Origin of the sequence: Cohnella ginsengisoli (genome assembly GCF_029525555.1) — a bacterium.
Taxonomy (GTDB): Bacteria; Bacillota; Bacilli; order Paenibacillales; family Paenibacillaceae; genus Cohnella; species Cohnella ginsengisoli.
Genome location: NZ_JAPDHZ010000003.1, coordinates 1126088 through 1146042 on the forward strand (window position 1 = coordinate 1126088; position 19955 = coordinate 1146042).

At 56.8% G+C, this 19955-nt stretch carries 15 protein-coding genes and 3 pseudogenes; 8 read left to right on the top strand and 10 right to left on the bottom strand.

The features are described from left to right. The first annotated feature begins 139 nt into the window (after positions 1-139). The 6 genes from OMP38_RS16490 to OMP38_RS16515 all read left to right on the top strand — a co-directional run bounded on the left by OMP38_RS16490 (position 140) and on the right by OMP38_RS16515 (position 6253). The gene (locus tag OMP38_RS16490) at positions 140-2371 is read left to right on the top strand and encodes a helix-turn-helix domain-containing protein (RefSeq protein ID WP_277566104.1); all 2232 of its coding nucleotides are present in this window, start codon (positions 140-142) and stop codon (positions 2369-2371) included. Positions 2372-2650: 279 nt separating this feature from the next. Then, entirely contained in the window at positions 2651-3652 is a 1002-nt protein-coding gene (locus OMP38_RS16495; protein WP_277566105.1) for an ABC transporter permease, read from the top strand. Beyond that, on the top strand, positions 3622-3792 hold the full coding sequence (locus OMP38_RS16500) for a hypothetical protein (protein WP_277566106.1): 171 nt from the start codon (positions 3622-3624) through the stop codon (positions 3790-3792). Before OMP38_RS16495 ends, OMP38_RS16500 begins: the two co-directional genes overlap by 31 nt. Positions 3793-3805: 13 nt before the next feature. Next, entirely contained in the window at positions 3806-4015 is a 210-nt protein-coding gene (locus OMP38_RS16505) for a hypothetical protein (RefSeq protein WP_277566107.1), read from the top strand. Then, positions 4012-4509, top strand: coding sequence for a carbohydrate ABC transporter permease (locus tag OMP38_RS16510; protein ID WP_277566108.1), 498 nt, complete (start codon positions 4012-4014; stop codon positions 4507-4509). Before OMP38_RS16505 ends, OMP38_RS16510 begins: the two co-directional genes overlap by 4 nt. A gap of 169 nt (positions 4510-4678) precedes the next feature. Continuing rightward, positions 4679-6253, top strand: coding sequence for a DUF3502 domain-containing protein (locus OMP38_RS16515; RefSeq protein ID WP_277566109.1), 1575 nt, complete (start codon positions 4679-4681; stop codon positions 6251-6253). Between the two features lie 408 nt (positions 6254-6661). Here OMP38_RS16515 and OMP38_RS16520 read toward each other — a convergent pair. The 4 genes and pseudogenes from OMP38_RS16520 to OMP38_RS16535 all read right to left on the bottom strand — a co-directional run bounded on the left by OMP38_RS16520 (position 6662) and on the right by OMP38_RS16535 (position 12518). Further along, a pseudogene (locus OMP38_RS16520) lies at positions 6662-8973 on the bottom strand (glycoside hydrolase family 95 protein). A gap of 171 nt (positions 8974-9144) precedes the next feature. Beyond that, positions 9145-9732, bottom strand: a complete 588-nt coding sequence (locus tag OMP38_RS16525) for a cupin domain-containing protein (protein ID WP_277566110.1) — start codon at positions 9730-9732, stop codon at positions 9145-9147. A 474-nt stretch (positions 9733-10206) separates the two neighbouring features. Then, on the bottom strand, positions 10207-11157 hold the full coding sequence (locus tag OMP38_RS16530; protein ID WP_277566111.1) for an NHL repeat-containing protein: 951 nt from the start codon (positions 11155-11157) through the stop codon (positions 10207-10209). A 689-nt stretch (positions 11158-11846) separates the two neighbouring features. Then, entirely contained in the window at positions 11847-12518 is a 672-nt protein-coding gene (locus OMP38_RS16535; protein ID WP_277566112.1) for a ketopantoate reductase family protein, read from the bottom strand. 160 nt (positions 12519-12678) lie between these two features. On the opposite strand from OMP38_RS16535, the gene OMP38_RS16540 reads away from it, so the two are divergent. Then, a complete protein-coding gene (locus OMP38_RS16540) occupies positions 12679-13266 on the top strand; it encodes a TetR/AcrR family transcriptional regulator (RefSeq protein WP_277566113.1) in 588 nt (195 codons plus the stop codon). A 206-nt stretch (positions 13267-13472) separates the two neighbouring features. Here the strand turns inward: OMP38_RS16540 and OMP38_RS34755 are convergent, their stop codons facing one another. From OMP38_RS34755 to OMP38_RS16565, 6 genes and pseudogenes are all read right to left on the bottom strand, one after another. Continuing rightward, on the bottom strand, positions 13473-14105 hold the full coding sequence (locus OMP38_RS34755; RefSeq protein WP_338130531.1) for a glycoside hydrolase family 127 protein: 633 nt from the start codon (positions 14103-14105) through the stop codon (positions 13473-13475). 105 nt (positions 14106-14210) lie between these two features. Beyond that, positions 14211-14513: pseudogene (locus OMP38_RS34760) on the bottom strand (beta-L-arabinofuranosidase domain-containing protein); the annotation flags it as partial. Positions 14514-14556: 43 nt separating this feature from the next. Then, a pseudogene (locus tag OMP38_RS16550) lies at positions 14557-15381 on the bottom strand (glycoside hydrolase family 127 protein); the annotation flags it as partial. A gap of 60 nt (positions 15382-15441) precedes the next feature. Continuing rightward, positions 15442-16311, bottom strand: coding sequence for a carbohydrate ABC transporter permease (locus tag OMP38_RS16555; protein WP_277566114.1), 870 nt, complete (start codon positions 16309-16311; stop codon positions 15442-15444). Continuing rightward, positions 16308-16874 carry a carbohydrate ABC transporter permease gene (locus tag OMP38_RS16560; protein WP_338130532.1) on the bottom strand — a complete coding sequence of 189 codons (567 nt, stop codon included), beginning with the start codon at positions 16872-16874 and terminating at the stop codon, positions 16308-16310. The genes OMP38_RS16555 and OMP38_RS16560 overlap by 4 nt, the downstream gene beginning before the upstream one ends. Before the next feature lie 433 nt (positions 16875-17307). Continuing rightward, entirely contained in the window at positions 17308-18726 is a 1419-nt protein-coding gene (locus OMP38_RS16565; RefSeq protein ID WP_277566116.1) for an ABC transporter substrate-binding protein, read from the bottom strand. Positions 18727-19459: 733 nt separating this feature from the next. Between OMP38_RS16565 and OMP38_RS16570 the strand changes: the two genes are divergently transcribed. Next, the gene (locus OMP38_RS16570; RefSeq protein ID WP_277566117.1) at positions 19460-19942 is read left to right on the top strand and encodes a helix-turn-helix transcriptional regulator; all 483 of its coding nucleotides are present in this window, start codon (positions 19460-19462) and stop codon (positions 19940-19942) included. Positions 19943-19955: the final 13 nt, after the last annotated feature.

The window sequence follows — 19955 nt, forward strand, 5'->3', positions numbered from 1 at the left end:
TTTTTATACTTTCTTGTCTTTGCGCATACCTTTACCATGCAATAGACAGTTAACATTCTCCTCGTCTTCCTTTATAGTAATTCTACAAAGGAGCGAATGGTCATGAACGGGGAAAGACGGCTGAAAATCCGGTTTTTTTATGAGCTTGACGTTAATCTCGATCTGTTCGGTGCTCGTGCTGGCTACCGCCCTTTTCTTCTGGTTCCGCGGCAAGACGATCGATTATGTCAACAAAGCCAACGATAGCGTGCTGCTGAACACGGAGACGGTGTTCGCCAAATATATGGATTCGGTGCAAAACTATACGCTCGCCTTTTACCGCCACCCGAACATCAACTCGGTCATGCAGAGCGGCGACAGCAGCTGGAGCGACCAGCTGTTCAGCGCGCTCAGCCAGATCAAGGGGACGCTCACCGTCAATCCTTATCTTGAAAACGCTTATATCATGGGCGCGAACGGTCCGGTTATGATGTTCGAGAACAATCCGCTGAGCAAGGCGTCGAAGCAGGAGCTATACGAACGCATCCGGAACGGCCTGATCAAGGATTCGCCTTTCTTGTGGACCGCGACGCTCAACAACGGCGACAAGGAAACCGTTATGATGACGTACTACAACGACAAAGTGTACGCGAACAGCGAATACACCGGCGCCATCGCGATCTCGACCAATCTGAACAAGCTTCAGGGGAACATCTTCTCGGATGTCGCGGACAGCGATACGCGCTATGCCGTGCTCAGCCCCGAAGGCGCCGTCTTGATGCAAAGCGGTCCGCCCGGCGACGGCTACGACGATGCGCTGCTGCGGCGAATCGTCGGCGGGCGCAGCGCGTCCGGCACGATGGTCTGGAAGCCTGACCGCGGCCCCAAGCAGCTGATAACGTATCGCATGGCCGCCAATCAGGGACTCTGGTACCTCTCGGAGACGTCTTATCGCAACAGCATCCGCGATATTTCCAACGCGCTCGTGCTCTTGATCGCGCTGTGCGTCGTCCTCGCGGCGGCCGCGGCGGGCGTGGCGGCGTTTGTGTCGCATCGCATGTACAAGCCGATCGGCGCGCTGTTCGGCAATATCCGCAGCCTGTCGGGCGAGCGTCTCGCCTTCGCGGGCGCGGGCGGCTTCGAGGAGGCGAACCGGGAGCTCGAGCGGATCGCCGGCCGGTTCGGCGAGCTCAAGCGCGAAAACGAGGACAGCGCGCTGCTGTCCTGGCTCACGACGCCGTACCGCTCGGGCGAAGCCGTGCCTTCGGCGCTGCCGCTGCTGAAGGGCGGCGATCCCGGCAGCGCCGCCTTCTGCGTCGCGGTGCTGCGGCTGGACGAGCGCATCGGCGAAGCGGAGGCGATGACCGACGCCGAGCGGATGGCGCGGCTTCGCGATCTGCCGCAGGCCGTCGAAGCGCTGTTCGAGGGCGCATGCGCGTGCCGCGGCTTCTTCCCGCACCCGGGGACGGCCGTGCTGATCGTTAGCGAGGCGCGCGAAGGCAGCTTCGGCGATCAGGGCATCGCCCGCGAGCGTTGGGAGGAGCTCGAGCAGCTGGTCCGCGCTTGGCCGGGGACGCAAGGCGCGCTTGGCGTCAGCCGGCTGTCCGCCGATCCTTCCCGGTTGAAGGCGCTGTACGAAGAGGCGAGAGATTGCCTGCAGTACATGAAGTTCCAGTACCGGACGCCTATCGTCTACGCCGAGGACGCCGCGCAGCTGTCGGACGCGCCGATGCCGGATCAGACGCTGGAGGCCGTGTTGCAGGTCGTCCGCGAACAGAAGCATGAGCTGATCCCCCGCGCGGTGGAGCGCGTCCTTGCCGAAGCCGGCGGCTATCGCGCCGAGCAGGCGACGATCGCGCTGTCGCGGATCGCTTCGGATCTGTCCGCGATCGCGGACACCGGCGCGGCCGGCGGCATGCCGCGGCACGCGGACTTCCTCGAGCTGTACCAGCGAATCTGGAGCTTCGCCGGCTACGAGGAGCTCAGAGCTTGGCTCGAGCAGTTGAGCTTCAGGGCTTACGAGAAATTAAAGGAACGCAACGCCGTGCAAACCCGGGACGTCGCCGGGGAAGCGATCGCCCATATTCGCAGGCACTTCGCCGATCCGATGCTGTCGCTCAACGCGCTGGCGGACAAGCTCGCGATCAGCCCGCCGTACCTCAGCCGTCTGATCACCGAATCGACCGGAAGCAGCTTCCCCGACTTCGTCAACCTCGTCCGGCTGGAACATGCGCGCTCTCTCCTCGTAGACGAGCTCGAGCTGGACATCCGCACTGTCGCGGAGCGTTCAGGCTACGGCAGCAGCACTTATTTCACGACGTTGTTCAAAAAGCGGTACGGCATGACGCCGACGAAGTGGCGGCTCAACCATATCGTGCAGCATAGCGAATGACTGCAAGCCTCGTGACCGCAAGCCTCGTTTAACGCCAAACCTCGGATGACCGCAAGCCCCGAATCCGCGCCGGATCCGGGGTTTTTGTTTTTTTGAGCGATTTCATTTATTTGAAGGCGGGTTTCGCTTCGATTTTTTTAAGCGATTTCATTTCTTTGAGATGGCGCTTTGCCTTCAGGGTGAATAAGCTTGGGTCAGTAAAGCGCTTTCGGTCCACGCATCGATGCGAAGCTGCTTTGGCGCCCCATCCACCAACCGCATGACAAGGAGTGAATCTCGATGACGGAAAAGGCTTATCCGAAGCCCAAGACGCAAGGGCGAAGCAAATGGCTGCGGTCGCTGCGCAACGACAGCTCGCTATTCCTGCTGGCGCTGCCCGGCGTGATCGCGCTGATCCTGTTTGCTTATTTGCCGATGAGCGGGCTCATCCTCGTGTTCAAAAATTACAATTTTAACGGCGGCATCTTCGGAAGTCCCTGGGCGGGCTTCGACAACTTCGACTTCTTCTTCTCGAGCATGGACAGCGCCATCCGCGCGACGCGCAATACGGTCATGCTGAACGTGCTATACATGCTGACGGGCACCTTCTTCTCGGTGGCGCTCGCCATCGCGCTGAACGAGCTGCGAAGCAAGGGTTATATCAAAATTACGCAGAGCGTGATGTTCTTCCCGTACTTCATCTCGTGGATCGTCATCGGCGCCATCCTGTTCTCCCTGCTCGACTTCGAGAAGGGCATCGTCAACCGCATGCTTGAAGGCATCGGCATGCAGCCGATCGACTGGTACGCGCATCCATGGCTGTTCGTCGTCGTCCTCGTGCTGGCGAACATCTGGAAAAGCGCGGGCCACGGCGCGATCATCTACTACGCGGTGCTTCAGGGCGTCGATACGTCTTACTACGAGGCGGCCCGGATCGACGGCGCGTCCCGATGGCAGCTCATCACGAAGATCACGCTTCCGATGCTGATTCCTTCTATAATATTGCTCACGCTGCTGAGCATCGGCGGCATGCTGAAGGGCGACCTCAGCATGATCATGGGGGTCACCTTCCTCAATCCGTTGCTGCTGCCGACGACCGACATCATCGACGTCTTCGTGTACCGTACCGCGATCCGCTCCGGCGAATTCGGCTTCGCTTCGGCGATCACGCTTTATCAGTCCGTCTTCGGGCTTCTGCTCGTGCTGATCGCCAACAAGCTGGCCGGCTGGTACGACAGAGACAGCAAACTATTCTCAGGAGGGAACGCGTCATGGCCATTCGGGAAAATCGAACGCTGCTGATTTTTTTCTACGTCTTCATCGGCGTGTTCGCCGCTATCTGCTTAATCCCGTTCATCCTCGCGGTATCGGGCTCGCTCTCGTCTGAGGCCAAGATCGCGGCGAACGGCTACTCCTTTTTTGCCGCAGGGCTTAACGCTTGATACTTATAAATTCATGTTCGGCTCCAAATCGGACGAGATCATCCGCGGCTACCTGAACTCGGCGAGCATCACGGTGCTGGGCACCGTATCCGCCGTGCTCGTCACGTCAGCCTACGCCTACGTCATCACCGCCAAAGGCTTCCGCTTCCGGGGCGCCTTCGCCTTCTTCGCCTACTTCACGATGCTGTTCAGCGGGGGGGACGCTCCCCCTGGTACATTTTGACGACCAAGTACTATCATCTGAACGATACGCTGGCGGGGCTGTTCGTCCCGTATCTGCTCAACGTGTTCCTGATGTACCTGCAGGCCAACTATTTTAAAAGCATCCCGCACGAGGTCGTCGAGTCGGCGCAGATCGACGGGGCGGGGCATTACCTGATCTTCTTCCGCATCATGCTGCCGCTCGGCCGCGTCGGACTCGTCACCATCTCGCTCTTCTACGCGCTGCAGTTTTGGAACGACTTTTTCCTCCCGCTTATGCTCGTGACGGACGAAAAGCTGTTTACGATCCAGTACATGATGTACTATATGATGGCTAACATTCAATTTCTGGCTTCGGGGAATGCTTCAAGGATCAGCGGCGCCCTCATCGCGCCTCCGCTCGAGACGGCCAAGCTCGCCATGACCTGCCTCACCGTGCTGCCGATCGCGATTCTGTATCCGTTCCTGCAGCGCTACTTCGTCCGAGGCATCGTCGTCGGATCGGTTAAAGGCTGACGACGGAGCGCTCCGTTCAGAAAACTAAAGCGATTTCATGTTTTTTAAGGCCTTCAAACCGTTGATTTTTAACGATTTTCACTTTCTTGAGATAGCGGCGGCGGGAATGTAAACGTATTCTGAAATCGCTTCCCGAAACGCCAAAAACAAATCCAGGAGGTCATGTTCCATGGTACGTCGCAATGCTTCGAGGGCCCTGCTTGCCCTCGTCTTCACCCTCACGCTCGTCTTGTCCGCCTGCAGCTCCAAATCGAACGAAGGCGGCGCCGCCGAGTCCGGCTCGCCGGCGGCATCGTCCGGCGCGGCATCGTCCGGCGCAGCGTCTTCCGACGCGAACGATGCGTCCAAACCCGACTTTTCCGAACCCGTCAAGCTGAAGCTCTTGTTCTACACGGGGCAGTCCAAGCGCATGGCCGAGCTCGCCGGCAATGAACTGAAGGATCTCGTGAAGAAAGAAATCAACGCCGAGATCGAATACGTCTACCTGCCCTGGTCCGAATACGGCGGCGGCAAGACGGACCTCATGCTCTCCTCGGGCGAAGAGTTCGCCGCGTACACCGACATCAACTATATGTCCAAATCCGTATCCAAGGGCTTGTATGCGGACTTGACGCCGTACGTCGATACGTATGCGCCGGATCTGAAGAGCAACGTCGCGGCCGCTTCGTTCGACGCCTTCAAGCAGAACGGCAAGCAGTATGCGATTCCGGTCGGCAACCGCGCCAGCTCGGCCGCCTTCTACAGCGTCATGGTCCGCCAGGATCTGCTCGAGGAAGTCGGCATGAAGACGATCGGCTCGCTCGCGGATCTGGAGCAGTACTACGACAAGGTGCACGCCAAGTATCCGGACATGATCGGCTTCGCCTCGACGGACGCCACGTACATGCTGATGTACGAGTACACCGACCAGAACCTGAACTGGATCAACAACTTCATCGCGGTGAACGAAGCCGCCAAGGACGACAAGCTGATCAGCTGGTACGAAACGCCCGAGTTCAAGAAATACGCCGGCCTGATGAACGGCTGGTACAAAAAAGGCATCATTCCGAAGTATGCCGTCACGAACCAGCCGCAGCTCATGTCCGACTGGAACGCGGGCAAGGCGATGTTCTTCCCGGGCACGGCGACCCGTCCGATCGAAGGCATCGCAGGCATCACCAAGGCAGTGCCGACGGCCAAGCTACAGAACTACTTCCTGAGCAAAAACGACCGGCCGAAGATCAGCCGCGGCACGTATAATACCGCTTACTTCGTATCGGCCAACGCCAAGCACCCGGAGCGTTACGTCGCCTTCTTCAACCTGCTGCAGAAAAACCAGGAACTCTACGACCTGTTCACCTACGGCATCAAGGACAAGGACTACACGATCGACGAAAACGGACGCGTCACGAAGCTGACGTCCGACCTCTTCCTGGACGACTGGATGATGATGAACGACAAGTTCATGCGCTTCGAGAAGAGCGTGCCGGACGACTTCATCGAGCAGTACAAGCATTGGGACGACGACGCGATCCTGTCCAAGACGGCGGGCTTCAACTTCGACAATACGGCGGTCAAAAACGAAGAGTCCAAGCTGAACGGCGTGTACACCGAGTTCATCGCGCCAATCTCCAGCGGCTTCGTCGACTACGACACCTACTTCCCCAAGGCGCTCGACAAGCTCAAGGCCGCTGGGCTCGACAAATACATCGCGGAGTACCAGAAGCAGTTCTCGGCTTGGTACGCGAATAAGCCGAAGTCTTAATCAGTTTCGTTCAGCTCGAGCTGCGCCCATCGGAAGGCGGCTCGGACTGAAGTCGTCTCAACCAGCACTTTCTGCACCATCCGCGACGTGGCTCGAGCTGGAGTAGTCTCATCCAGCACTTCTTGCACCATCCGTGCCGTGGCTCGGGCTAAAGTAGTCCCAACCAGCACTTTCTGCACCATCCGCGACGTGGCTCGAGCTGAAGTAGTCTCATCCAGCACTTCTTGCACCATCCGCGACGTGGCACGAACTGAAGTAGTCCCAACCAGCACTTTCTGCACCATCCGCGACACGCCTCAGCTCGCCGCGCCAGGCCAAGGGCTCAAGTCGTATCGACACTTCATGTACGCAAAAACGCTCGTTCCGGGATTTCCATCCCCGGTACGAGCGTTTTTCGTCGTTCGCCGGCTACAGCGGCCGGATGACCACAGTCTCGCCTGCGCGCATCGGCAGCGCGAGCAAGCCGTCGGCGTGCTGCGCCGCCGCGTCAATCGGATTGCCGTCCGGTCGCAGCGCCCGGATCGGCACACCTGCACCCGTGCGCAGCCGGAGCGTCTCGCCGCCGGTCGACGTCACGCGCGCTTCCGTCAGGCGGCCGTCGCGCCAGGCCAGATCGACATCGAAGCCGCCGCGCGCGCGGAGGCCCGTGATGCCGCCGTCCGCCCATGCCGACGGCAGCGCCGGAAGCAGCGCGACATGGTCGAGATGGCTCTGGAGCAGCATCTCGGCGATGCCGGCGATCGCGCCGAAGTTCCCGTCGATCTGGAAGGGCGGATGGTTGTCGAACAGGTTCGGCAGGGTCGACATGCGCAGCAGCGCCATCGTGTGATCGTACGCTTGCTCCCCGTCCAGGAGCCTCGCCCAGAAGTTGATGATCCAGGCGCGGCTCCATCCCGTATGGCCGCCGCCGTTTTCCAATCGGTGCAGCAGTGTCTCGCGAGCCGCATTCGCGAGCGTCGGCGTCGCAGCCGGACTGATCGTCGTGCCTGGATGCAGGCCGAACAAGTGAGAGATATGACGGTGCCCCGGCTCCTGCTCCTCATAATCCTCCAGCCACTCCTGAAGCCGGCCGCCACTTCCGATCTTCATTTCAGGCAGACGCGCCTTCGTCTCCTTCCATATGCGGCGGTCCGCCTCGTCCGTGCCCAGGATGAGGCTGGACTGAATGCATGCATCCAGCAGCTCCGTAATAATCTGCGTATCCATCGCCGGCCCGTAGCACAGCGTGCCGGTCTCGCCGTTCGGCAGCCGATAGACATTCTCCGGGGAGACGGACGGATTCGTCACGAGATACCCTTCAGGGCTCTCCACGAGGAAGTCGACGAAAAACAACGCCGCCTCCTTCATCGTATCGTAGGCGCGCCTTAAGAATGCTTCGTCCGGATGAAACCGGTAATGCTCCCGAAGATGCAGACTCAACCAGGCCGCGCCCATCACCCACTGCGTCGCCGGACCGTAAATGTCCTGAGGCGCGGTATCCGCCCATATATCCGTATTGTGGTGAGCGACGAAGCCGCGGCAGCCGTACATCTCGCGAGCCGTCACCCTGCCGCTCTCCCGCATGCGCTCGACCAGCTCGAACAGCGGCTCGTGGCACTCCGCGAGGTTGCAGGACTCCGCCGGCCAGTAGTTCATTTGCGTGTTAATGTTAATCGTATATTTGCTGTCCCACGGCGGCGTCATCGAATCGTTCCAGATGCCCTGCAAGTTGGCAGGGAGCGAGCCCGGCCTGCTGCCGGAGAGGAGCAGATACCGGCCGAAGTGGAAATACAACGTGACCAGCCCGGCATCCTCCGCGCCCTGTGCGACCTGGGCCAGCCGCTGCGCCACGGATCGGTCGTTCGCTGCCTCCTCTAGCGAGCCAAGCGTCAGCTTCATTCGATCGAACAGCGGCGCGTAATCCTCGATATGCCTCGCTTTTAACCGCTCATACGTCTCTGCCGCCGCGCCGCTCAACACGTCCAGGCATCGCAGCTCAGGCTCCGGATACCGGAACGTGCTTGCCGCGGTCAGAATCAGCGTCACCGCATCGGCGGCTTCAACGAACAGATGCTCGCCGATGATGCTGACCTTCCCGCCATCGGCGACAGCTTTGACCGCGGCCGTATAGGTCAAGCCGTCCCGCCCGCCGCAATCGTTGCTCATCGTGACCGTATCCGTGCCCGCTCGGCCCGACCGGTCCATGTAACGCCCTTTATTTCGCTCGAAGCGCGCATTAAAGGAGATCGCCCCGGGCGGTCCGCCGTAAAGCGAATGAAAATCGCCTGATCCGGGTAGCTGCTGAACGTTTCCCTGCGGTACTTCGCCCAGCCGTATTGGTAGTCGACCGAAGCGACCGCCGACGCCAGATCGAGCTCCCGGCGGTAATGCGACGGCTCGCCCTCGGGATGATCGAACCGGATAACCAGGTTGCCCGCCGTCAGATAATGCCGCTCGCTTCGCGGCGTGGCCGACAGCGCGGCTTCGGCCAGTCGATGCGCTTCCTTGAGCCTGCCTTCGAACACCAACTTCCGCACTTCGGGCAGGTAGGTCAAGGCGTCCGGATTGTTGCGGTTCCGCGGTCCGCCGTACCAGACGGAGTCTTCGTTGAACTGGATCAATTCCTCTTCGACCGTGCCGAACACCATGGCGCCCAGTCGACCGTTCCCCACCGGCAGCGCCGAATTCCAGTCCTTCGCCGGCTCATCGTAGGACATTCGCGTTTCAGATGACAGATTCATTCGCCGCTCTCCTTTACTTTACGGGTCTTTCCGAGCATTCCCCCTCAAGTATAGGACAACAGATCGCCAATATCTTGGGAAGAAGGCGTTCCCTTTTCGCTAATTTATACATTTTTGTCCTCTCCAAGCAAAGAAGCCGACCGCTAGGGTCGGCTGCCGTTCCTTTCAAGCTTATCGCGCTCGTTCGGCGGCCTCGGCATCCGCCTTCGTCGGATGAACCGTGCCGAACGGGTGCTGCGGCGGCGCATAGATGACGTATACCTTAAGCGGCTTGCTGCCGGTATTGGTCACGTTGTGCCAAGTACCGGCTGGGACCATGACCGCATCGCCTTCTGCTGCCGGAGCCTGGAAATCGAGCCGATCCTTCGTTTTCCCCATCTGTACGAGTCCCTGTCCCTCTTCGATCCGAATGAACTGATCCGTATGCGGGTGCACCTCGAGACCGATGTCGCTGCCGACGGGGATGCTCATCACGGTCACCTGGAAGTGATCCCCGGTCCATATGGCGGTACGGAACGTATCGTTCTGCTCCGTCGCCTTTTCAATGTTGATGACGAGCGGCTGCTTGCCATAATCCTGGATGGCAAGCCCGGCTGGGGGTGGAGAGCTGAACCGCTCATAGCCGTAAGGGTTGGGATATAAAGGCGAATACCCCGTGTTGTAGTAAGGATAGGCGAAGTTGCGATAAGGTTGCTGGTACAGCTGCCATACATATTGGGCATAAGTAGGGTTCGAAACGGATTGAGGCAAAGCTTGCATTGCATTCATCCCTTCATGATTGGATACCTCATCCTATGCCTAGAGTGGGTAAACGTACCTTGACCATCGCAAGCCTGCTATGATAAGCGTATAAAAGCGCTTTTTCATTCTGTGGAGGTGAACTCCGTGTCCAAAGGAACCCGTAAAATCGCGCTTGCCGCGATCATCCTACTCATCGTCTATTTTCTCTTTTTCCCGTCCATAACGCCTCAATTAGCCGTGAGAAAACAGCTGCTGATCTCCTTCCACCCGATCAAAGCCATAGCTGCCGAAGTCCGGCAAGGAAACATCAAAAACGATCCTAAGTACGGAACCCTCTACGAAGTGATGGATTCGGATATCGGCGAGTCATTGATTTATGTAAAAAAAAACAGGGTTAGGTTGGCGAGTAACCTCCGTCGGAACGGGGCCGTAAAAGATTCGCCGCACGCAAAAAATCCCCCAAAACGGGATGACCGTTCAGGGGGATTCGCCTTACGTCCCGAGTATACGCTTCCGATTCAGCACCGCCGCATTCGGCGGCCCGTAATCGTGCATCACGTCGACCTTCGAGATCTCATCGTTATACACTTTGAACGAGCGGATGGCCGAATACGAGTCGATCTCGGTGACATACACTTTTCCGTCGAAGTACGACATGTAATACGGCACGCCTTTGAAGCCCATTTTCGTATAAAGATCCTCTGCCGTGCTAAAGTCGGACAAGTCCTTCAGTCGAATGAAGCGATTGTAGTACACCGTGATGTAATAGTAGGAGCCGATCTTCTTAATATCGTTCATCGCCCGGTAGCCTTCCGGGACATCGTACTTCTGCTGCAAGGAGAAAGTGCCGTCTTTGTAGTTGGCGACCAGGATCTGGTTCGGTCCGCTTACAAAGTACATCAATCCGTCGATGATCGAGAAGGATCTGACATAAGACGCCTCCATATACGGGAGGTTCTTCTTGCTGTCGATCACGACGTGGCCGTCCTTGACGGATAGGGTGTACATGTTCTGCGTGTCCGAGGTGAGGACATAGAACTTCTGAGTAGCAGGGTCGTAGATGGTTCGGTGCGGTCTGCCCGCAATGCCGCTGATCGCCTGGGTTCTGACGAAGCCCTTGGTTGTCAAAGTATACACGATCAAGCGATCCCGGCCGGTGTCTTCGGCGATGAAGATGGTGCCGTTGCCCGCGATGGAGTGCGGAGCGGCTATGTATTCGTCGAGCACCTTCCACTCCCTGATCGGCAGCTTTACGTCTCTGCTGTAAATGATTCTATGATTCCACGAATCCGTGATGAAGTAGAGTCCCGAAATCTTGGTGATGAACATCGGCGAGTACAAACGGTCTGCATAGGTGGCAGTGGCGGCGTTCGTCGGCGTCGATTGAACGACGAGCGCCATCAATAGGGCGAGCATTAAAGTACGGAATCCTGCTTTTCTCAAAAATATCCCTTCCCCCTCTTGTTAATGGTCACAGAATATATAACCGCAAATGACCTGTTTCGTAACAGGAGAGGACAATCTGGGACAAAAAAGCGGGGCCGTTCGCGCAAAAAAAGCGCCTCTGCGAAAGAAGCGCTGCGGTACACCGAGTTTCTATCGTCCCGGATCGGAATCGGCTGGTATCGCCGGATGGCTGAGCGCGTAGCCTAACGGCACCGGCTTAGGATCTACCCATGTAAAATGCGAGCGCTCTTCTTGCGGACGCGGGGGAAGGTTTCTTTGCGACAACAACGCCGGCATGATCGGCCTTGGCATAACTAAGGGCTTGGACGACGAACGTACCTCCCAGCACAAGCACGCAGAGTCCTCCGGTCCATAACGCCCACTTCGTTCCATTTACGTTCAATGTATCGCCTCCCATTTATTGTTATTCATACAGACGCAATGGACGGCGCGAAGTTGCAGTCATCGCCGGGCGGATATCCTTTGATGGAACTTCTCGTCTAACATCAAGATTTCCGCTTTTTGGCTGACGGCATGGTTTCCAAGCTTCACATCGATGATGAAGTCATTGCTCAGCATCTGCCGGTAACGGGAAATAATCTCGCTTTCGGGCAACTCCCCCCATTGCCTTCGTTTCGGGTGGGATGACCGGAATTCCGGCTTGCGCGACCAGGCGAATGTTCCGTTTAATATCTGCGGCGATCTTGCTTAGCGTGCTTGCGCTTCTTGCCGTCTCGATATCCGCCATGCCGTCGTTCGTATAGAAATGCTTGTTGACGATCGCGAGCGCCGTATGCGAAATATGGAAGGCCAGCATATCCTTTTTGGATTTCGTAATGCAAACCCGCCGATTCAAATAGTTGGGCAAGCTCTTTCACGCGTTCGGTCGTCAGTCCGTTTATTTCGCCAAAAACGGTTCCTTGATGTTTTTCGGAACCGAATTGGGCGTAGAGGACATCTTCCTTAATGTCTCCGCCGGCGCCCGGGAATCCGGGAAGCAAGCGATCGCCCACGATATCAAGCCAAGCGTCATAGCCGATAGTGTTGGTCAAGGTGACGATAGTTTTGCTCCGATTGTGCTTGATCGCAGACAGGGCGGATTCGGCTTGATCGTATCGTACGGGTACAAACACATAATCATAAATATCGTCGTTATCCAGCTTTTCTATCGTCTTGATCGATATTTGCTTAATCGTTCCATGATCGTTGTATTTCATGCCGTCCCTTTTCAGCGCCTCCAGTCTCTTCCCGCGTGCCAGTATCGTGACATCCAGTCCCGACTGCGCGAATCGGAGTGCATAGACGCTGCCGATCACGCCGGCGCCAAAAATCAAAAGTCGATAGGGCTTGGTGTTCAATGTGCTCCATCCTTTCATGGAATCAGTCACAGATTGTTTAAGCAACACCTGTTTGATAGGATATTAATATCGCAGGCATATGGATTCAACCGGCAGAGTCGGATGAACGTTGCATAGGCAACACATTGTAAGATCTGATGTGTAACAAGGAGATATGAAAATGGTCAATCAGGAAGATCCGAGGGTGCTGCGCACACGGCAGTTCATTCGGGCGGCGTTCAGGGATTTATTGCGGAGAAAAGGATTCGATGCCATCACCATCAAAGATATCGCTCAGAAAGCAACCATTAACCGCGCCACCTTTTATGCCCATTTTGAAGATAAATACGCTTTGCTCGACGAAGTCACGGAGCTGGCTTTTGATGCCATGATTCCTGAGCAAGTCGCGCAGGCGCAGGCGTTCACGGAGGATATATGCGACCGGTTGATCTTGGCGACGCACCGCTACATCGTTGATTTTTATCGGAACTGCAGGATGGATTCCCATTCGATGGCGACGCTTGTCGATGAAAAAATAAAGAAAATGCTTCAGCAAACGATAGCCCGCATTTTCCTGAAAGGGGATCTTCCCCATGGGGCGGACAAGCATCGTATACAAATCATGGCGGCCATGACAGGTTCGGCGATCTATGGCGCTGCGCATTTTTGGTTAAATGTCGAGGAAAAAGATCGAACCGACGTGCTTGTAGACCTCGTACGACCTTATGTCATGAACGGTCTGGGGCCGTATCGCCATGGCGATGGATAGCCCTCGCAGAAATCAACGCCGATAAGCGCGAAAAAAAGGTACAGTCCCAAAGCTTTCAAGGGACTGTACCTTTCGCTTCGAGTAGGCCTTCAGCGGCCTAGGCGGCGGGGCTTTTGCTCTAACTAACCGCTAGCGCTTGTGCACCGCGTCTTCGTCGGCAATCGCACGTCCGATGGTCATGTAGGAGCCTTTATGGCTTACCTCCATCATCTTACTTCTCCCGAATCCAAACCGTCATCTCGCCTGGCTGCCGATTCCCCCCAGTAAGCGTACGGAATCGCCGTGATTCGAACGCTGTTCTTGCCCCGGCTGACAGGCCTGTACAGTTCGCCTCGCCAGGAATCGTCCGAACGTTGTCCTTCGCCTGTCAAGACGACGACGCCGCCGAGCACGTCTTCTCTGTATTCGGGCACAAACTCGGCATCCTGGGCCAGGCAAATGTCCGTGAGGTCGGCGCCATTGTCCGCTTCCTCCAGGCAATAAACGATCGGACCGTATTGCAACGCGACTTTGCCGGCGTTCTCGTGCACCTTGGGATTCGACTCGATCCGTTCGACGGCCATCGGAAAATGCAGCTGGATCTCATCGCCGTCCATCCACGTTCTGCGAATGCGCGCATAGCCGCGCGTGACGACCGCATCCAGCGCTGCCAGCTCCCCGTTCACCCGGATGCCAGGTTGCCTGCACCAAGCCGGCATCCGAAAGGAAAGGGTCCAATCGGCCGGCTCATCGACCTGCACGCGAACCTGAATGCTGCCGTCCCATGGATAACGCGTATCCGTGCGCAGGCTCAGCTGGCGGCCTTCGACCTGAAAGCTGCTCTCGTTGGATCCGTACAAATGCATGGCGATCTCCGTATCCGCTTGCGTAAAGAAATAAGTGTCCAGGGAAGCGAGCAGCCGCGCGATATTGGGCGGACAGCAAGCGCAGCCGAACCACGGTACGCGCTCGGTTTTGACATGCTGCATGTCGTATCGATAATGCGCGACGGCAGGATGAACCTCCAGCGGGTTGACGTAAAAATAACGAGTCCCGTCCAGCGACATGCCGCTCAGCACCCCGTTGTAGAGTACGCGCTCCATCACGTCCCCGAATCGGCCGTCCATTTCGAGCCGGAGCATTCTGGCAGCCAGCATCGCCAGCCCGATGGACGCGCAAGTCTCGGTGTACGCCGTATCGTTGGGCAGATCGTAGTCGAGCGTGAACCGCTCGCCATGCTCTTGGGAGCCGAGTCCCCCCGGTAATATACATCCGCTTGGAGGTCATCTGATCCCATAGCTTGCGAAGCGCTTCGGTCAGCGTATCGTCGCCGTATGCGATCGCCAGATCCGCCATCGCCGCGTACAGATACATCGCCCGTACCGAATGGCCCTCCGCCGATTCCTGCTCTCTCACCGGAGCGTGCGCCTGATGATAGTCCAGCTCGAACCAACGGTCTTTAAAATCGAAGCCGAATCCGGGATCCTCCTTGAGAAAGCTCGGCTGTTGGCCTCGCTCCTCGATAAAGTGCCGGGACAGCTTCAGATACCGTTCTTCCTCCGTCACCCGGTACAGCTTGACCAGCGCCAGCTCGATTTCTTCATGCCCGCAATACAAATGGGACTGCTCGGATTCCGGCCCCATACTCCCGTCGATATAATCCGCGTAACGGCACATGATGTCCAAGAAGGTCCGCTTGCCCGTAGACTCGTAATAAGCCACCGCAGCCTCGATCAAGTGACCGGCGCAGTACAGCTCATGACCGAATGCGAAGTCCTTCCACCTTTGCTCGGGCTTAGCGACCGAAAAGTAAGTATTTAAATAACCGTCAGGATGCTGGGCCCTTCCCATCAGATCCACGACCGCATCGATGACGCCTTCGAGCTGCGGGTTCCGATATTGGCGCAGGCTGTAGGCTGCGGCTTCGATCCATTTGGCGACGTCGCTGTCCTGAAAGACCATCCCGTAGAACGTGCCCGTCTGCTCGCCTGCCGCGATGCGGAAGTTCTCCACGGCATGACTGGGCTCGGCGCCTTCGATCTCGTCGTTCAACGCTTTCCACTGATAAGGAATCGTGACGAGGGCGGTCTGTCGCACCTTGGGCTGCCAAAACTGATCGTTAAGTCTAACCTGCATGTCGATCTCTCCTTCAATGGGACAGCAATGGGACCGTGCGATAGGAGACGCGGGCTTGGACTAGCTTTTCATGCCGGTCAGCGTGATTCCTTCGACGAAGTACTTTTGACCGATCACGTAGAAAATGACGCCCGGGGCAAAGGACATGCACGTAGCCGCCATCGTTAACGACCAGTCCTGCTTCAATTGGCCTCTGAAGTTGGTCAGCCCGAGCGCGATCGTAAATTTATCGCTGGCGTTAATGTAGATCATCTGCTGGAGCAGGTCGTTCCATAGCCCGATGAATATAAACAAGGCGACGACGATCATGGCCGGCCGAATCGCGGGCATGATGATGCTGAACAAGATGCGGAAGTAACCGGCGCCGTCGATCGTCGCCGCCTGATCGAGCTCTCTTGGAATGGAGACGATAAACTGCCGAATCAAAAAGATATTAAAAGCGCCGCCGCCGCAAAAATACGGCAGAATCAATGGCAGATAGCTGTCATGGAGTCCCAAGCCTCGCGTCCACCCGATATACAGCGGTATGAGCGTGACCATGGCAGGCAGCAGCATCGAACCGACGCAAAGCGCCCAGATCCATTTTTTCCCGCGAAACCGCAATCTGGCGAAGGCATAGCCGCACAACGTGGCCGTAAAGGTCCCTGCCAAACAGGAAGGAACGATAATGATCATCGTGTTCCACAAGTACTTCCAAAACTTGAAAACCTCCAGCGTTTTCTCATAGTTGGAAAACAGCCAGTCTGCAGGCAGCAGCGAAGGCGGATACTTGTAAATCTCCGCGTTCGTCATGAGCGACGTCCGAAAGATCCACCAAATCGGGAACAGCACGAGTATGGCAAACAAAACGACGACGACCAACGCAATAAGGTTTGCCGTCCGATCCTTGCGTTTCTTGCTCCTGATTCTTCCGTATGCCGCCTCGCTCATTTGTCGTCGTCGCCTCCTTCGTCGAAAATCCATCCTTTGGACGTCTTGAACAGCACGGCCGTGAAAGCCGCAAGAATCGCAAAAATGATAAAGGTCGTCGCGCAGGCATAGCCCAGCTTGTAATTCACGAAGGCTTGATCGTACATCAGATAAGTCATGAATCTGGAAGAATTGCCCGGACCGCCGTTGGTCAGGGAAAGCGCGGGGGTCACGACCTGGAGATTGGCGATCAGGCTCATCAGCAGGTTGTAAAAGATGATCGGCGTCATGCAGGGCAGCGTAATATGCCGGAAGCGCGCCCAGCCGTTCGCGCCGTCCATCTCGGCCGCTTCATGATAGACGCTCGGCACGTTCTGAAGTCCGGCCAGGAAAATGACGATCAGGTTCCCGGCCAACCAGACCGAGATTAAGGATAGCGAAGGAACGACATGGCTGGAATCCGCGATAAAGAGAACCTTGTGCAGGCCGACCTCGGAGAGCAGATAGTTGAAAAAACCGAAGTTCGCCTCGTAAAGCCAGGACCATCCAACGTATATAGCGGCAGCCGGCAATACATAGGGCACATAAAATACGGCTCTGAAAAACCCTCTGGCCGGAATCTGGCGATTGAGCAGCATGGCGACAAAAAAGCGAATAAATCATGCTGCCTGCCACGGATAAAACGGCAAAGTAGATCGTCGCGACAATGGAATCTTTGATATAAGGGTCCGTCGTAAACAGCTTCCTGTAATTGTCGAAGCCGACAAACTTGGGCGCGGACAGCCCCGTCCAATTCGTCAGGCTGATGCCGAGCACGCTAAGCAGCGGCGCGTAGGTTAGAAAAATCAGGCCGATAAAAGCGGGAATCAAGCAAATATAAGCGACGCGCGCCTCGGCGGAATAGATTCGGGAACGGCGTTTTACCGATTTATTGATGGTGTCCATATCTCGCTCCCCACCTCATGTTTAAAAGACGACCGCCGCTTGCGCGAACGCGGCGGTCATCCTTTCTAGCTTTTATTTGCTGCCGGCATGCGCCGCCTTCAGGGCGTCGAGATTTTTGGCGATCGCGTCTTTGGCGGTCGTCTTGCCGGTCCATACGTCTCCCAGAACCGAACCGAGCAAGGTGTTGAAATCCGTGGTGTGATTCGTGTAGAACCAGGAGGCCGGTCTCGCGGCGGACGATTGCGCATAATCGACGACAGCGGACTTGTATTCTTCGTACGGAGGGAAGTTCGGATTGTCGACCCACTTGTGGGTAAGGGCTTCGTCCTTATACCACTTCTCGAGCGTCGGCATCCAGATGCCCGAGCTGATGAGTCCCCAGTTGTTTTCCTCGGAGTTGTACCATTTGAGCCATTCCATCGCTTCTTCCGGATGCTTGGTCTGGGAGAATACGACGTTCGCGCCGCCCGTGTTGAGCGTCACTTTATCCTTCATGTAAGGAAGCACGGCAACGCCGTATTTAAGGCCGCCTTCCTTAGCCGTATTCAGGCTGGTGCCTACGTTCCACGCGCCGTTCGTCGCCATGGCGACCGTACCCGCGATAATGGTGCGTTGAATGCCGTCGTCGGTCTGGCCGACGGACAGCGGCGCGACATGATCCTTGAGGTACAGATCCGCGACGCGCTGAATCGCTTCGACGCTGGCGTCTTCCCCGATTTTCACTTCGGTGCCGTCGGCGGAATAGAAGCCGCCGCCATTGCTGAGCGTCCACGTTTCGAGCTGCCAGGGCAGGTTTTCGACGGATGCGCCATACTGCACGATGCCGTCCGCGTCGAAGCCTTCTTCGCCGGGATGCTTGCCCTTCTTGTCGTTCGTCAGCTTCTTGGCCGTCGCTACGAATTCGTCCCACGTCCACGCCTTATCGAGCGCGGCTGGCGGATAAGCGACGCCGGCTTTGTCGAACATGTCTTTGTTGTAATAGAGAAGGAGCACTTCGTTGGCGGCCGCGTAGGCGACGGTTTTGCCTTGATACTTGTACGCCAGGCTGTCCAGCGGCTTGCTGTCGCTGCCTTCGTACATCGCGCTGACGTCGTTCAGCATGCCGTCGGAGGACCACTGGATGACGCCGTCTTCCTTGAGCATCCCCGTGTCCGGCAGCTGATTGCCCGTTGCCTGCGTATTGAGCTTCGTCATGTAATTTTCCCAAGGAATCGCGACCACTTCGACCTCGATCCTGTCCTGGGAGGCATTGAACTTATCCGCGATCTTCTGCGTTACGCTTCCTTCTTCCGCGCTGCCCCACATCGAATACGTAATCTTGACCTTCTTCGTCTTGGCGGTCGACGTCTCGGCCGCTTTGGTGCTGGCGCCGCCTGTCGCTGCCGGCGATGATGCGTTTGTTTTGTCGTTGCCGTTGCTCCCGCAGCCGACGGCACTCACTGCCATTGCTGCCAAGAGAACGCCTGCCCCAAGCCTTTTCCCCGTGTTCATGGCCCCACTCTCCCTTTAATATTCGCATCATGACTGCCTAACCGTTCGACACATCCCCCCAGGAATACCCAAGCATATGAGCCAAACGTCGAGCGCCCGCCTGCTTCAAGCCCGCAAGCTTTGTTCGTCTTCTGACAAGAAGAATTTGGTAAGCGCTTTAATCGTATTGTGCCATGAGTGATCTTCAAAATAAACAAATGAATCCAACCTAAATTTTAATAATTTCAACCTTTTATCTTTTTATAACGAAAGGCATCTAGTATCATAAAAATAGAATCGCCTGCCAAACGGACATGAGCGATTCGAGCCCCGGGAGGAACGCGTATGGACGCCGCGATCTTGCACTTCATTTCTCCGCCGATCCCCTATTTCGTAGACTTCGGCTATGCCAATTACGGGGTCGGGGATTCCCATATCGAACGCAGCGACATTCGGGTCTTCGATCTGATCGTGGTCCAAAAAGGCGTGCTCCCGATCGGCGAGAACGGCCAATCCTGGGAGGTCCGCGAAGGGGAAGCCTTCATTCTCCTGCCGAACGGCCATCACTACGGCAGCGCGCCATGCAAAGTGGATACGGAGATCGTCTGGATTCACTTCCAGACCTTCGGGAGCTGGCAGGTGTGCCCGGATATGGACGAATGCATGGGCAATCAGATGGCCTTAATCGAGGAGCACAAAAAAGCTGGCGTATCTCAATCACGCCGATGTCAGTTCCATTTTCATCCCCAAGCATATGAAGCTGTCGGCCAAAGCGCTGGAGGTGCTCGAGACCTTCTTCCAGCAGGCGCACGAGCCGCAATCGCTCCGGAACTGGAAGCGGCAGGCGACCTTCCAATCGTTCCTGCAGCATCTCAATCGCGAATCTTCCTCGCCCGCCAACAACACCGCGATTCAACTCGCAGACCGGATCGAGCTGTTCATTCGCCAAAATTATGCAAGCGATATCACGAACTCCGTGCTGCAGCAGAAAATGAACTACCATCCCAACTACTTGGCCAAAATGATGCTCAAGGTGTACGGGATGACCCCCATGGCGTACCTCCAATATTACCGGCTCGAACAATCCAAGCGGCTGCTGCTGCAAACGCCGTGGTCCATCGCCCGGATCGCCGAAGAGGTGGGCTTTCATCACGTCTCGCATTACTCGACCTTCTTCTCCAAGAAAGAGGGCCTCTCTCCGTCGGGATTCCGGAGCAAGTTCGCGAAGAAGCATTAAAAAAACGCAAACG

Coding starts and splice junctions, on each gene's coding strand:
- OMP38_RS16500 (WP_277566106.1), top strand. CDS start 3,622: ATGGCCATTCGGGAAAATCGAACGCTGCTGATTTTTTTCTACGTCTTC.
- OMP38_RS16505 (WP_277566107.1), top strand. CDS start 3,806: ATGTTCGGCTCCAAATCGGACGAGATCATCCGCGGCTACCTGAACTCG.
- OMP38_RS16555 (WP_277566114.1), bottom strand. CDS start 16,311: ATGAGCGAGGCGGCATACGGAAGAATCAGGAGCAAGAAACGCAAGGAT.
- OMP38_RS16515 (WP_277566109.1), top strand. CDS start 4,679: ATGGTACGTCGCAATGCTTCGAGGGCCCTGCTTGCCCTCGTCTTCACC.
- OMP38_RS16565 (WP_277566116.1), bottom strand. CDS start 18,726: ATGAACACGGGGAAAAGGCTTGGGGCAGGCGTTCTCTTGGCAGCAATG.
- OMP38_RS16525 (WP_277566110.1), bottom strand. CDS start 9,732: ATGCAAGCTTTGCCTCAATCCGTTTCGAACCCTACTTATGCCCAATAT.
- OMP38_RS16570 (WP_277566117.1), top strand. CDS start 19,460: ATGAAGCTGTCGGCCAAAGCGCTGGAGGTGCTCGAGACCTTCTTCCAG.
- OMP38_RS16490 (WP_277566104.1), top strand. CDS start 140: ATGAGCTTGACGTTAATCTCGATCTGTTCGGTGCTCGTGCTGGCTACC.
- OMP38_RS16495 (WP_277566105.1), top strand. CDS start 2,651: ATGACGGAAAAGGCTTATCCGAAGCCCAAGACGCAAGGGCGAAGCAAA.
- OMP38_RS16540 (WP_277566113.1), top strand. CDS start 12,679: ATGGTCAATCAGGAAGATCCGAGGGTGCTGCGCACACGGCAGTTCATT.